The following is a 13,527-nucleotide window of genomic DNA, read 5'->3' on the forward strand; positions in this document are numbered from 1 at the left end:
CGCGGCGACGTCCCGTACGCCGCGCCCGGCCCGCGGCCGCCGCGTCCCCGGTGCCCGTCGGGCGGTCGGGGCGCGGCGGCCGGGTGCGTCACTTGGCGAAGTCCGGCACCAGCTTGGCGATCGCGGTCTCCGCGTCGCTCAGGCCCTTGTCGAGGGACTTCTTGCCGCTCGCGATCTGGGGCAGCTCGTCGTCCAGGGGCGTCCAGAAGGAGCTGTACTCGGGCAGCTCCGGGCGCGGCTGGGCGGCGGAGAGCACGCGCTGGTAGCCGGCGATGCCCGGGTCGGCCTTCACCTTGTCGGTGTAGGCGTCCTCACGGGTGGGCAGCGTGGAGTTCTTCAGCGCGACGGTCTCCTGGGACTTCGCCGAGGTCATGAAGTTCACGAACTTCAGCGCCGCCTCCTGCTTCGCCGCGTCCGAGCCCGCGTAGACGGAGAGGTTGTGGCCGCCGGTCGGGGCGCCCGCCTTGCCCGTGGAACCGGCCGGGACGGTGGCGATGCCGAGGTTGGCCTTGTCCTTGAAGGCCGAACCCTTGTAGAAGTTCGTGATCTCCCACGGGCCCTGGATGATCGACGCGACCTGGCCGTTGACGAACGCGTCCTGCTGGTGGGCGTAGGCGTCGGCGGTGGTGTCGGCCTTGTGCAGGCCCTTGCCGTCGAACAGGCCGGCCCAGGTCTCGTACGCCTTCTTCGCCTCGGCGGAGGCGACGGTGACCTTCTTGCCCTCGACGTCAACCGTGTCGGTGCCCTCACCGTGGAGGAACGGCTGCGCGTAGTAGCCCGCGGTGGAGCCCCAGTAGCCGTCGACGCCCGTCTTGTCCTTGATGGTGGCGGCGGCCTTCTTCAGGTCGTCCCAGGTCCCCGGGGCCTCGACGCCGGCCTTCTCGAACAGTTCCTTGTTGTAGACGAAGGCCAGGGTGTCGGTGACCAGCGGCACGCCGTACGTCTTGCCCTCGAACTGCGCCTGCTCGATCAGGCTCGCCTGGAACTCGTCCTGGTCGGCGAGGGCCTCGGTGTCGTCCAGCGGCAGGAAGAAGCCCTTCTTCGCGAACGCCGGGGTCCAGCCGACCTCGGCGCGCAGCACGTCCGGGGCGCCCGAGGCGCCGGCGGCGGTGTCGAACTTGTTCTGCGCCTGGTCGAAGGGGACGTTGACGAAGTTGACCTTGATGTCCTCGTTGGCCGCCTCGAACTCCTTCACCAACGCCTTGTACGTCGGCGCCTCATTGGTGGCGTTGGAAGTGTCCCAGTAGGTGATGGTGACCGGACCGTCGGCACTGCCGCCGCTGTCGCTTCCGCCGCAGGCCGTCGCCGTGAGGGCGACGGACGCCACCAGCGCGGTGGCCGCTATGCCACGCCGCATGAGATCTCCTTGAGGGTGAAAGCCCGTGTGGTGCAGGAGACGGCCTGAATCCGTGACCCCTGAACAACTGCCGACTGCGCCGTCGCGGCCGCCGGGCGACGAGAACGTAACAGCCGTGCAAGAGTTGCGAAAGACCTTGCAGAAAAAAAGTGCAAGAAACGGCGCCGGTTACCCTTCCGTGACCCGTCCGCGACCGTTCGAAAACCGGGACCCGGGCCCGCTCAGCGCGGGCGGGAACACTTGTGCAAGACTCTGCAAGCTCTTGCCAAGGCTTCCCCGTACGGGAATCATCGCCCCGTCAGCGCCTTGCGGGACGCGATCCGTCCCGACCAGGGCGCAGGCACCGGACACCGACCAGAATCGCGAGGGATTCCGATGACGCAGCAGCCCGCGACGGGCCGCACCTCCGCGCCGGCCAGGCGACGGGCCGGTGGGCAAGCGGGCAGGCGCCCGGTACAGTCCGGTGCCGTGACCACACGGCTTGCCGACATCGCTGCCCAGGCGGGGGTCAGCGAGGCGACCGTCAGCCGGGTGTTGAACGGCAAGCCGGGCGTCGCCGCGACCACCCGCCAGTCCGTCCTCGCCGCCCTCGACGTCCTCGGCTACGAGCGCCCCGTACGGCTGCGGCAGCGCAGCGAGGGCCTGGTGGGCCTGATCACCCCCGAGCTGGAGAACCCCATATTCCCCGCCCTGGCCCAGGTGATCGGCCAGGCGCTGACCCGGCAGGGCTACACCCCGGTGCTCGCCACCCAGACCCCGGGCGGCTCCACCGAGGACGAGCTGACGGAGATGCTGGTGGACCGCGGGGTCGCCGGCATCATCTACGTATCGGGCCTGCACGCGGACACCACCGCCGACATGCAGCGCTACGAGCAACTCCGCGCCCAGGGCGTGCCGTTCGTCCTCGTGGACGGCTTCTCGCCGAAGGTCCAGGCCCCGTTCATCTCACCGGACGACCGCGCGGCCATGAGCCTCGCCGTCACCCACCTGATCTCCCTGGGCCACACCCGCATCGGCCTCGCGCTCGGCCCGAAGCGCTTCGTGCCCGTACAGCGCAAGATCGACGGCTTCGTGCGCACCATGCAGGAGCAGCTCGACCTGTCCCCGCAGCGGGTCGAGACGGAACTCGTGCAGCACTCCCTCTACACACTGGAGGGCGGCCAGGCCGCCGCCGCCGCGCTGATGGACCGGGACTGCACGGCCGTGGTGTGCGCGAGCGACATGATGGCGCTGGGCGCGATCCGCGCGGCCCGGCAGCGGGGCCTCGACGTCCCCAAGGACATCTCCGTCGTCGGCTTCGACGACTCCCCCCTCATCGCCTTCACCGATCCGCCCCTCACCACGGTCCGCAAGCCCGTCCCGGCCATGGGCCAGGCCGCGGTGCGCACCCTGCTCGAGGAGATCGGCGGGACGCCCGCACCCCACAGCGAGTTCGTGTTCATGCCGGAGCTGGTGGTGCGCGGGTCGACCGCTTCGGCCCCTGGGGACCGGACTCGTCCTTAGGGAGGAGAGACCCGGCCGGTAACGGGTACGTGAGCATGAGAACCACCCGCCGGTCCACTACGGACACCGTGGGTCCGGAACCCGACCGGGGGATGAACTGGGGTGGGCGTTCTTTCTGGCAGACTCTGTGCCCATGGGTGAGACGACCGTGACGACTCTGGAAGGCCAGGAGCAGTCCGCTCCCCCGCCCGCCAAGGACGTCACGGACGGTACTGGCGACGGGGCCGCGGCACTCCTGCGCAGGCTGCGCACGCCCCGCCGCCCCCGCTTCTGGTTCGAGATCCTGCTGATCGCGGTCAGCTACTGGACCTACTCACTGATCCGCAACGCGGTCCCGGAGCAGAAGGCGCAGGCGCTCGCCAACGCCGACTGGATCTGGAAGGCCGAGCACGCGATCGGCATAGCGGTCGAGGACACGGTCAACCACGCCGTGAACTCCGTGACGTGGCTGATCGTCGGCATGAACTACTACTACGCCACGCTGCACTTCGTGGTGACGCTCGGCGTCCTGGTCTGGCTCTACCGCCGCCAGCCCGGTCGCTACGCCGCCGCCCGCCTGGCGCTCTTCGCCACCACGGCGGTGGCCCTGGTCGGCTACTACTTCTACCCGCTGGCCCCGCCCCGCCTGATGACGAGCGTCGACTTCGTCGACACCGTCCTGGTCCACGAGACCTGGGGCTCCATGGCCTCCGGCGACCTGAAGAACATGTCCAACCAGTACGCCGCGATGCCCTCCATGCACATCGGCTGGTCCCTGTGGAGCGGCCTGACCCTGTGGGCCCTGGCCTCGGCGCCCTGGGTACGCATCCTCGGCCTGCTCTACCCGGCGGCGACCCTCGTGGTCATCGTCGCCACCGCCAACCACTTCTGGCTCGACGCGGTGGGCGGCCTGCTCTGCCTCGCCTTCGGCTACGCGGTGGTCCGCCTCTGGTACGGGGCGCTGCCGCAGGGCCTGCCGCGCGACGTCAGCGAGGGGCCGGCCCGTCCTGCATCCCGTAGAAGCGCGCCTCCACCACGGCCCGAGCCCGCCGCGTGACCCTGCGGTAGTCATCCAGCATGTCCCCGACGTGCCCCGGCCCGTACCCCAGGTAACGCCCCACGGCCCCCAGTTCGCGCGGGTCCGAGGGGAACGTGTCACCGGCCCGCCCGCGCACCAGCATCACGGCGTTGCGCACCCGCGTGGCGAGCACCCAGGCCTCGTCGAGCGTCGCCGCCTCCTCGTCCGTGACCAGCCCGGCGGCACGCGCCGCGGCCAGGGCGGCCCGGGTCCGCGTGGTCCGCAGCCCCGGCTCCCCCGCCCCGTACTGCAACTGCAGCAACTGCACCGTCCACTCCACGTCGGACAGCCCACCCCGCCCCAGCTTGGCGTGCAGCGTCGGATCGGCGCCGCGCGGCAGCCGCTCGGACTCCATCCGCGCCTTCAGCCGCCGGATCTCCCGCACGGCGTCGTCGCCGAGCCCGCCCTCCGGGTACCGCAGCGGATCGACCAGCTCGACGAAGCGCCGCCCCAGGTCCTCGTCCCCGGCGACGTGCTCGGCGCGCAGCAGCGCCTGTGACTCCCACCCCAGCGACCAGCGCCGGTAGTACGCCCCGTACGACTTCAGCGTCCGCACCAGCGGCCCGGACTTGCCCTCGGGCCGCAGGTCGGCGTCGATGAGCAGCGGCGGGTCGGTGCTCGGGATCTGCAGCAGCCGCCGCATCTCCCCCACGACCGTGTTCGCGGCCCGGGCGGCCTCCTGCTCGTCGGCGCCCTCCCACGGCTCGTGCACGAAGAGCACGTCGGCGTCGGACCCGTAACCCAGCTCGTGCCCGCCGAACCGCCCCATGCCGATGATCGCGAACCGGGTGGGCAGCGTGTCCCCGTACTTCTCCCGTACGACGGCCCGCAGCGTCCCGGCCAGGGTCGCCGCGGTCAGATCCGACACGGCACCCCCCACCAGGTCCACCAACCGACCGTGATCGACCTCGTCTCCCGGTGCGGGCGCGTGGGTGCCGTTGGTCCCGACGATGTCCGCGGCGGCCGTACGGAACAGCTCGCGCCGCCGCACCCCGCGCGCCGCCGTGACCGCCTGCTGCGCCCCGTCGGCACGCCGGACCGCGGCGAGGATCTCCTGCTCCAGCTGCGCCCGCCCGCGCAGCCGCAGCCCGCCACCGCTCCCGTCCCCGTCACCGAGCAGCGCGACCGCCTCGGGCGCGCGCATCAGCAGGTCGGGGGCGAGCCGCCCGGCGGACAGCACGCGCGCCAGGTTCTCGGCGGCGGCGCCTTCGTCCCGGAGCAACCGCAGGTACCAAGGGGTCTTACCGAGGGCATCGGACACCCGCCGGAAGTTGAGCAGCCCGGCGTCCGGATCGGCGGAGTCGGCGAACCATCCCAGCATCACCGGCAGCAACGTCCGCTGGATGGCCGCCTTCCGCGACACCCCCGACGCCAGCGCCTCCAGGTGCCGGAGCGCCGCCGCCGGGTCCGCGTACCCGAGCGCGACCAGCCGCTCCCGCGCCGCACCGGCACTGAGCCGGGTCTCACCGGGCGCGAGCTGCGCGACCGCGTCGAGCAGCGGCCGGTAGAACAGCTTCTCGTGCAGCCGCCGGACGGCGGCCGCGTGCCGCTTCCACTCGCGCAGCAGCCCGTCGACGGGTTCCGTACGCAGCCCCAGCGACCGCCCGAGCCGCCGCAGGTCGACCTCGGCCTCGGGCAGGAGGTGGGTACGACGCAGCCGGTACAACTGGATCCGGTGCTCCATGGACCGCAGGAACCGGTACGCCTGATCAAGCTGCTCGGCGTCGGCCCGCCCCACGTACCCGCCGTCGGCGAGCGCCCGCAGCGCGCCGAGCGTGGAGCCGCCGCGCAGCGAGGTGTCCGCCCGCCCGTGCACGAGCTGCAGCAGCTGCACGGCGAACTCGACGTCCCGCAGCCCGCCGGGCCCGAGCTTCAGCTCCCGCTCGACCTCCCCGGCCGGGATGTTCTCGACCACCCGGCGCCGCATCTTCTGCACGTCGTGCACGAAGTTCTCGCGCTCGGCGGCCTTCCACACCAGCGGCGCGAGGGTGTCGACGTACTCCGCGCCGAGCTCGGCGTCCCCCGCGACGGGCCGCGCCTTGAGCAGCGCCTGGAACTCCCACGTCTTCGCCCACCGCTGGTAGTAGGCGAGGTGGGAGACGAGCGTCCGCACGAGCGGCCCGTTGCGCCCCTCGGGCCGCAGATTGGCGTCGACGGGCCAGATGGTGCCCTCGACGGTCGACTGCGAACAGATCCGCATCATGTGGGAGGCGAGGCGGGTGGCGGCGCGGATTGCTTGCTGCTCGTCGGCGCCTTCGACGGGTTCTGCGACAAAGATGACGTCGACGTCGGACACGTAGTTGAGCTCGTGCCCCCCGCACTTCCCCATCGCGATGACGGCGAGCCGGCACGCGGCGGCGTCCTCCGGCGCGGCGGTACGGGCGATGGCGAGCGCGGCCCGCAGGGTGGCGGTGGCCAGGTCGGCCAGCTCGGCGGCGGTCTGCGCGACGTCTATGGTCGCGCACACGTCGCGGGCCGCGATGGAGAGCAGGCACCGCCGGTAGGCGACGCGCAGCGACACAGGATCATCGGCCTCGGCGAGCCCCCGCTCGAACTCCTCGACACCGGGGTGCAGGTCACGCGGCTCGTACGTCACGAGCGCCCGCCAGTCGTGCGGATGCCGGGCGAGATGGTCCCCCAGCGCCTCCGACGCGCCGAGCACCCCGAGCAGCCGGTCACGCAACGGCTTCGCCGCGATGAGCGTGCCCAGCAGCTCACGCCGCGCGGCGGGGGTGGGCTGCGCCTCCAGCAGCCGTACGAGTCCGAGCAGCGCGAGATCGGGATCCGCGGTGGCACCGAGCGCCTCCAACAGCACGGGGTCGTCCCGTACGCCCGTCAGCTCCGGGCTCACCAGCAGCCGCTCGGCGGCCGACGGATCGGTGAAACCGTGCCGCAGCAGACGGGTGAAGGTACTGCTCCTGCGCCCCGGCGCCGTCATGCTCGGCCTCCACTCGGATCATGGTGGTACGGCCTTGAGCCTAACCCCGGAGGCCGGACGGGAGGCCGGTGCCACTGAGTGAAAGCCGGCGCCCCGACTCGCCTCACCCCTCCCCCGGCGCATACTCCAGTATGCTTGGTCCTGTGTCTGCTACCACCCGTATCACTGTCACGCTGCCCACCGAGCAGGTTGCCGAACTCAGGAAACTGACGGACAACGTGTCCGGCTACGTGGCCGAGGCCGTGGCCCGTCAGATCAGGCATCAGCTGCTCGGCGACGACCTGCGGCGCCACCAGGAGGAACACGGCTCCTTCACGGACGAGGAGCTGGCGGAAGCCCGCGCCAGGATCCTTGACGCCGCCGACCGCTCCGACCGCCCGGATGTTGCGTGAACACGCACTACGAGACGGTCGTCCTGGACTCGCAGGGGCTGTCGGCCTGGGTCGCTCAGGACCGCAAACTCCTGGCCATGCTCCAGGTCTTCCATGGAATGGGAGCCGACTTCGTCATCGGCGCCAACACCATCGTGGAAGTCAGCCATGCGCGGGTGAACCTGCCGCGTCTCAACTGGACGCTCTCACGGGTCAGGGTCGAGCCGGTCACCCAGCAGACGGCCAAGGCGGCAGCCGAGTTGCTCAAGACGGCGGGACTGCACGGACACAAGTACGCCATCGACGCCACGGTGGCGGAAACGGCGATGCGTCAGCCGGGCCCGGTGGCACTGCTGACGTCCGACATCGATGACATGAGCAGGTTGTGCGGTGACCGCGTACGGCTCATCGGCATCTAGAGAGCCCTCGAACTGGGCTGTTCTCACCAGGCTCGCCCTGGGCGGCCAGTAGCGCCTGCCGGATCCCGGCAGCCAACGACCGCTCGCCGTTGCGCACTTCAGCCATGCCCCACGACTTTTTCACTACCGCACAATGTGCTGGTGACCACGACGAGGACCGCTACCACCGCTGCTCAACTCCGCTCGACGGACCGCGCGGTCGCGCGCGGCTTCGGTGTGTTCACCGGCACCGTGGGCGTGCTGGTGGCGGCGTGGCTGCTGCTCTTCAGCCTGCCCGGCGCGCTCGACCGCGAGCGTGACTTCCGGGCCGCGGCCGCCTGCGCCCCGGCCGGGGGCGACGACTGCCTGTCGACCGTCCCGGCACGCATCGACCGGGCGGTACCCGTCAAACCCTCCCCCCGGGGCGGCCCCTGGACCTGGATGCACCTCACCGAGGCGGACGGCACGACCAGCCGCACCCGCCTCGAGGGCTCCGCGAACCGGTGGCCGGCCGCCCGCGCGGAACAGCGCGTCGACGTCACGTACTGGCGGGGCCAGATCCGGTACGTCGACTTCGAGTCCGAGCGCCGGTACACCTCCGCCGACGTACGCGGCGACTACCGGCTCTACCTCGCCTGGGGCCTCGTCTCCGGCACCCTGGGGGTGCTCTCCCTGATCCTCCTCTACTGGGGAACCCGCCTCACCCGCGCCTCCGGCAGGGCACGACCCTGGCTGGTCGGCACCCCGGTCCTGGGCGGCTTCCTCCTCACCGGAATCGGGACGGCCGCGACCTTCGCCACCGACAGCGCCGGTGCGGCCCTCCAGGTCGTCGGAGTGTCGGCGGCCGTGCTCCTGGCCGTCTGCGGCGTGGTGGCCGTGGTGTCGGCACGGCGCTCACGGGGCGACGACACCGTCGTCATGCAGCCCTCCGTACCCACCACGGAGCTGGTCCTCCCGGTGACGATCGTGGGTGAGGTTCCGTACGCGGGCGAGGGCGGACACCTGGTCGTCGGCCCTGTCGGCCCCGCCCACCTGTCGGCCGCCCCCGACTGGACCGGCGTCGCCGCCCGCCGCGAGGTGCCCCAGACCCTGACCCCGATCCGCGTCCGCCCGCCGTATTGGTCGGACTTCGAGCACATCGACGACGGCAGGAAGTGCCTGGTCCTGGAGTGCGAGGACAAGGGTGAGGGCGAGGGCGAGGACGAGGGCGTACGGGTACTCATCGTCACCCACCGGAAGCACATGCCGTGGCTGCTGGGCGCCCTCCGGTCGGCTCCCACCGGCTGACGCGGAGGCGGGCAGCGGTCAGCCCCTGCCGCGACCGGTCCTGCGCTGGATGACGGCAACGATCCACTGACCGCCCACCACGCTCACGGTCAACGTCAGGGCAGCGCTCAGCGAGTCGTCCCAGGACTTCCCCAACACGACGCGCCACGTCACGGTGGCAACTCCGTAACCAGTCCCAATGATGACCAGCAGCAACAGCCACCGCACGAAGCGGGCCACGACGTCATAACAGGCAAGGCGCACCGCCACTCCCCGGGCTGCTCATCACTGGTGACCGATGGTGCCTGGCTCTGGCGTCAGGACCTCCCACACTACGTGGAGACGCATCACGTCCTGCTCCCTGAACCGTTCATCGAGCACGTGCGAGCCCTGGACTATCAGATGCCAGCCCTCATCACCGCGCAGTTCGCCCCTCACTACAACGAGACCATGCCCCTCGTCGGCTGGACCTCGACCGTCCCATGGCGATCAACTGAGGCCGTGCTCGAACCCGAGCCACGAGCAGTGACAAGCGCGGTCGAGTACGACGCGACGATGCTGGCCCGGGAACGAAACCGGCCACATGGCAACTGGTCCAAGCCTCGCAAGCCCCGGAGAGCATGAAACAGCACCTACCGCCGCGGCAGACGCACGCGCTCCAACTGTGGCGGCGCCTCGCGGGTCGGCGTACGAGGCCGTTCGCCTGCGCTCATGGTCGGCCGGTCGCTGGCGCGGTTACGGACATCGGTCTCGTTCTGGATCACATCAGGCTGGCGCCCGTTGTCTTGTCTCGGACATTGCTTGAGGCTGTGGCCTCACTTCTTCGGCGGTAGAGACCCTCTCATCATGCCTGGCGCGGGATTTCCGTCGGTACGCTGCCCGGCATGATTCGAGCTGTGGTGTTCGACGTCGGTGAGTGCTTGGTGGATGAGACCCGGGAGTACGGCACCTGGGCTGACTGGCTGGGCGTTCCTCGACACACCTTCCACGCCATGTTCGGCGCGGTTATCGCCCAGGGCCGCGACTACCGGGAGGTCTTCCAGGAGTTCCGCCCCGGCTTCGACCTGTACGCCGAGCGTGAGGCACGCGCCGAGGCCGGGCAGCCGGAGCACTTCGGGGAGGCCGACGTGTACCAGGACGTCCGTGACGCGCTTGCCGCGCTACGCGCCGACGGCATGTGGTTGGGCATCGCCGGGAATCAGACAGTGCGTGCTGGAGATCTGCTGCGCAGCCTGTTCAGCGGGGACGTGGACCTGATCGGCACCTCGGACGACTGGGGCGCCAGTAAGCCCGACCCGACGTTCTTCCACCGCGTCGCCGAGGCGGTGCCCGCTGACGCCGACGAGACGCTGTATGTCGGGGACCGCGTCGACAACGACATCCGCCCGGCCGTCGCAGCGGGCATGCACACCACGCTCGTCCGTCGTGGCCCATGGGCCACGATCCAGTGGAACAGCGAGGAAGCAGAGAAGCTCCCCACCTTCCGAATAGAAAGCCTCCTTGAGCTGTCCGGGCTGATCAAGCAGTTCAACGAGACAGGGCGCATGACGCTGCGGTGAAGGCGGCCGTGCTGAAGCTGAGAGGCTGCTGCGTTCCCGGTGGAATCCGTAGCGAGCGTCCGATGCACCGATATGGGCAGTGCAGGTCGTGAAGCCAGACTTTGATTGATTGGCAGTCGCGGCGAATCACAGTTCGCCGGCGATGATGCCCCTCTGGAAAGCGGCCCACTCCGAGCCGCTGAAGCGCAGGGGCTCATGGCTCGGGCTCTTCGAGTCGCGCACGGCCCTGGCACCGCCCGGCAGTTCGGCGACCTCGACACAATCGTGCTCCGCTCCGCTGGCGGACGCCTTGCGCCATATCGCCTCGGTGAGGTCGAACGCGTGCAGCTCAGCCTGGGGGTGATTCACTTCCGGTGTCTCTCCTCCAACTCGGCGATCCTCGCTAGCGAATCCTCCACCGGAAGGGCCGCCGCGCGGATGCGTTCGAAGGCCTTGGCGAAAGGCGTCGCGTCGTCGCCCTCAACGTACGTCGCGCCGCTGAGGTTCTCCAAGAGCACCACCGGAGGCATGGGCCGGGGGAATGCCGTCACGGTGAAGCCTCCGACAACGCCGGGGTGAGTAGTGGAGTCGGGTGGCATCAGCTGGACCGTGACGCTGGGCAGCTCGGAAGCGTCCAGGAGGCGCCTCAGTTGTTCGCGCATGGTCGTGGGGCGTACGACGAAGCGTTGGTGCAGGGCGGCCTCGTGGATGATTGCCCACAGCTCAAGGGCCGTGTCTGGGCGGGCGAGGACGGACTGTCGGGCCATGCGCACCTCGGTCAGGGCGGCCACTTCGCCCGGTGTGCGCGTCGTGGTGATACCGGCGATGGTCTCGCGTGCGTAAGCGGCTGTCTGAAGCAGTCCAGGGACGAGCAGCGGCGACCAAGCGCTGATGGTGTCGGCATCTGCTTCCAGAGAGATGTAGTCGGCGTAGGCGGGTGACACGATCGCGCTGTACGTCTGCCACCAGCCCTTTTTCCCCGCGTCCTGCGCGAGAGCGCCCAGCGCTTCTTCAACTTGGTCGTCCTCGATTCCGTACACGCTCAGGAGGGCGCTGACCTCGCTCGGCCTGATCGACTGAGTGGCACTTTCGATCTTCGAGAGCTTGGGCGCCTTCCAGCCCATGGCTCCTGCGGCGCTGTCCAGCGTCATGCCGGCTTCGCTGCGGAAGCTTCGCAGGCTGGCGCCCAGGCGGCGGCGTCGAATGGTTGGCACGAGGGGCGAGTTGGGCATGACCGGAGTCTGGCAGGGCCGGTGTGCCTGTCGCACACCGTCACGACTACTTCATTCGTCTGGGTCGAAATATTTCTACCCCGGGGAGAAAGACGTGCGGTCGGAGGAAAGTGGCGTTGTGCCAGCCCCCCACCGTCGAGGAGACATCATGTCCCCCACCCCAATTCCCGGCTACTACCTGCGTCCCTGCCCTCAGGGCTTCGCCGTGCACTTCTGCGCTTCGTCTCCCAACCTGCGGGCCGTGAGGAAGCTGGCGCACGTCGAGCTGCTGGCTCAGGGCCTCGCTGCCGATGTCGTCGACTCCGTGCTACTTGTCCTCTCCGAGCTGGTCGGCAACTCCGTACGGGCATGCGGAGACCACGTACCGCTCGTGGTGGAGGTGTACGTGACGTCGTACGGCATCGCGGTGAGCGTGCACGATCCGGGCCCCGGTACTCCGCCCAGGCGTAGCCAGACGCCGTTGGACAGTGCGGACGCGGAGGGCGGGCGGGGACTCGGATTGGTCGACCTGCTCGCACCCGGGTGGCATGTACGGCAGTCGGCCATCGGGAAGCAGGTGCGGTGCCGGGTGCCCGTGGAGAAGCAGTGATGTTCGTCCGCGGTGAGGTGACGGCACCGGCGGGCGCATCCGTGCAGATGGGGCGGCATCTCTTCCGGCTCGCTCGGACCAGGACCGATCGAGAGGGGCCGCAGGTATGCAGTGGAAGACCCACGGTGGGCACTCGCCGAGGTCCGGGACATGATCGACCGCCGGGAGATCGTGAGCAGCGGCTCCCTCGTGGGCCTGCTGTACCTGCTCATGGATCAAGCGGTCCGCTGATTGGCAGGAGAGACTTTCCGCAACTCCACCGCCTTGCAAGTCGGGACGGAACGGTGTTCAACGGATCATGTGGCGCGAGTCGTCGGGGCCAGGACGGTCTACGTCCGGTCAGACCTTCTCGACTCGCACGGAGTGTCCCGCGAGGAGTTGATTCATGTCGTCCGCGTCGGAGGTGAAGACGGTCGCCTGGGCTCCCTGGACGGCTTCCCGACCGGCCACAGCCGCCAGGACGGCGTCGATGGCGTACTTGTGCCCATGCAGGCCGGCTGCTTTCAGCATGTCGCGCGCCATGGCGGTCACCTGGTCGTCGGTGTGCACGATGCGGATCCGGGACAGCGTCCAGTTCCACAGTGGCTGCCTCGGCGTCTCGCGAGGGTCCCATGCCTCAAGGGTCGTGAGTGCCGAGGTGACGATCGGGATGTCCAGCCGCGGAGCCGTCTTGATCAGCGCAGCCATCTCACGATCGCCCTGAACCGCCTTGGACAGGGCCTCGGAGGCGAACACGAAGACGCGCTGTCGCGGCCGGTGCAGCTTCGCTCGGGCGGTGCGGCTCACGCGGCCTCGTCCGCACTCGATCGCTGCTCGTCGTGCCAACCGTCGATGGCGGCGATGCGGTCCAGGGCCGCTTGCTGCTCGTCGTCCGTCACGGCGCCGTGCTCTTCTTCGAGTCGTCCGGCCAACTCGCGCAGCCGGTCCATGGCGTCCTGGTGAGCGGCGGCGGCCGCGATGTAGCCGGACACCCCGCGTGCGTCGACACGCCCCTTGATCGATTCCACCAGCTCTTCCGGCACGGTAATGGTGATCTTCCGGGTTGCCATACTTGAAGTATGGCAGTTCTTCACCGGTGCGGCTCGGCCTATGACTGTCGTAGGGGTGGCGAAATGCCAACGGGGCCGACAGTCACGAACCGTCAGCCCCGTTGCCGCCCGAGCCCGATCAAGAGAGGCGATCCGCCCCTACAGCACCGGCAGGTTCTTCCGCAGCTCGAACGCGGTCACCTCGGAGCGGTACTCCTCCCACTCCTGCCGCTTGTTGCGGAGGAAGTGT

The 13,527-nt window shown here is 69.8% G+C and carries 14 protein-coding genes and 2 pseudogenes; 8 read left to right on the forward strand and 8 right to left on the reverse strand.

The features are described 5' to 3' along the window. Positions 1-88: 88 nt before the first annotated feature. Positions 89-1,357 (reverse strand): extracellular solute-binding protein, encoded by a 1,269-nt coding sequence (locus UW392_RS62140; RefSeq protein ID WP_320784356.1) that lies wholly within the window; start codon positions 1,355-1,357, stop codon positions 89-91. A gap of 468 nt (positions 1,358-1,825) precedes the next feature. Here UW392_RS62140 and UW392_RS62145 point away from each other — a divergent pair, with 468 nt between their 5' ends. Next, positions 1,826-2,860: a LacI family DNA-binding transcriptional regulator gene (locus tag UW392_RS62145; protein ID WP_320784357.1), complete on the forward strand. Its 1,035-nt coding sequence runs from the start codon at positions 1,826-1,828 to the stop codon at positions 2,858-2,860. A 133-nt stretch (positions 2,861-2,993) separates the two neighbouring features. Continuing rightward, the gene (locus tag UW392_RS62150) at positions 2,994-3,896 is read left to right on the forward strand and encodes a phosphatase PAP2 family protein (protein WP_320784358.1); all 903 of its coding nucleotides are present in this window, start codon (positions 2,994-2,996) and stop codon (positions 3,894-3,896) included. Here UW392_RS62150 and UW392_RS62155 read toward each other — a convergent pair. Continuing rightward, on the reverse strand, positions 3,826-6,855 hold the full coding sequence (locus tag UW392_RS62155; RefSeq protein ID WP_320784359.1) for a bifunctional [glutamine synthetase] adenylyltransferase/[glutamine synthetase]-adenylyl-L-tyrosine phosphorylase: 3,030 nt from the start codon (positions 6,853-6,855) through the stop codon (positions 3,826-3,828). The genes UW392_RS62150 and UW392_RS62155 overlap by 71 nt on opposite strands. A 143-nt stretch (positions 6,856-6,998) precedes the next feature. On the opposite strand from UW392_RS62155, the gene UW392_RS62160 reads away from it, so the two are divergent. From UW392_RS62160 to UW392_RS62170, 3 genes are all read left to right on the forward strand, one after another. Next, entirely contained in the window at positions 6,999-7,247 is a 249-nt protein-coding gene (locus UW392_RS62160; protein ID WP_320784360.1) for a type II toxin-antitoxin system CcdA family antitoxin, read from the forward strand. Continuing rightward, positions 7,244-7,645 (forward strand): DNA-binding protein, encoded by a 402-nt coding sequence (locus tag UW392_RS62165; RefSeq protein WP_320784361.1) that lies wholly within the window; start codon positions 7,244-7,246, stop codon positions 7,643-7,645. Before UW392_RS62160 ends, UW392_RS62165 begins: the two co-directional genes overlap by 4 nt. 141 nt (positions 7,646-7,786) lie before the next feature. Next, positions 7,787-8,911: a hypothetical protein gene (locus tag UW392_RS62170; RefSeq protein ID WP_320784362.1), complete on the forward strand. Its 1,125-nt coding sequence runs from the start codon at positions 7,787-7,789 to the stop codon at positions 8,909-8,911. A gap of 18 nt (positions 8,912-8,929) precedes the next feature. Here UW392_RS62170 and UW392_RS62175 read toward each other — a convergent pair whose 3' ends face one another. After that, entirely contained in the window at positions 8,930-9,130 is a 201-nt protein-coding gene (locus UW392_RS62175; protein ID WP_320784363.1) for a hypothetical protein, read from the reverse strand. A 644-nt stretch (positions 9,131-9,774) separates the two neighbouring features. Here UW392_RS62175 and UW392_RS62180 point away from each other — a divergent pair. Next, positions 9,775-10,449 carry an HAD family hydrolase gene (locus UW392_RS62180; protein WP_320784364.1) on the forward strand — a complete coding sequence of 225 codons (675 nt, stop codon included), beginning with the start codon at positions 9,775-9,777 and terminating at the stop codon, positions 10,447-10,449. A 126-nt stretch (positions 10,450-10,575) separates the two neighbouring features. On the opposite strand, the gene UW392_RS62185 is transcribed toward UW392_RS62180, so the two are convergent. Both UW392_RS62185 and UW392_RS62190 read right to left on the reverse strand, forming a co-directional pair. Continuing rightward, positions 10,576-10,797 (reverse strand): DUF397 domain-containing protein, encoded by a 222-nt coding sequence (locus tag UW392_RS62185; protein ID WP_320784365.1) that lies wholly within the window; start codon positions 10,795-10,797, stop codon positions 10,576-10,578. Beyond that, entirely contained in the window at positions 10,794-11,660 is an 867-nt protein-coding gene (locus UW392_RS62190; RefSeq protein WP_320784366.1) for a helix-turn-helix transcriptional regulator, read from the reverse strand. Before UW392_RS62190 ends, UW392_RS62185 begins: the two co-directional genes overlap by 4 nt. Positions 11,661-11,808: 148 nt before the next feature. Between UW392_RS62190 and UW392_RS62195 the strand changes: the two genes are divergently transcribed. Together UW392_RS62195 and UW392_RS67235 are read left to right on the forward strand one after the other, a co-directional pair. Next, positions 11,809-12,249 carry an ATP-binding protein gene (locus tag UW392_RS62195; RefSeq protein ID WP_320784367.1) on the forward strand — a complete coding sequence of 147 codons (441 nt, stop codon included), beginning with the start codon at positions 11,809-11,811 and terminating at the stop codon, positions 12,247-12,249. Positions 12,250-12,324: 75 nt separating this feature from the next. Next, a pseudogene (locus UW392_RS67235) lies at positions 12,325-12,480 on the forward strand (NUDIX hydrolase); the annotation flags it as partial. A 108-nt stretch (positions 12,481-12,588) separates the two neighbouring features. Here UW392_RS67235 and UW392_RS62205 read toward each other — a convergent pair. The 3 genes and pseudogenes from UW392_RS62205 to UW392_RS62215 form a co-directional block, all read right to left on the reverse strand. After that, complete coding sequence (locus UW392_RS62205) at positions 12,589-13,035, reverse strand: hypothetical protein (RefSeq protein ID WP_320784368.1); 447 nt, start codon at positions 13,033-13,035, stop codon at positions 12,589-12,591. Then, the gene (locus UW392_RS62210) at positions 13,032-13,298 is read right to left on the reverse strand and encodes a hypothetical protein (RefSeq protein ID WP_320784369.1); all 267 of its coding nucleotides are present in this window, start codon (positions 13,296-13,298) and stop codon (positions 13,032-13,034) included. Before UW392_RS62210 ends, UW392_RS62205 begins: the two co-directional genes overlap by 4 nt. A gap of 138 nt (positions 13,299-13,436) precedes the next feature. Continuing rightward, positions 13,437-13,527 (reverse strand): annotated as a pseudogene (locus UW392_RS62215) (glutamine synthetase); the annotation flags it as partial.

Source organism: Streptomyces sp. CRN 30, assembly GCF_034105845.1.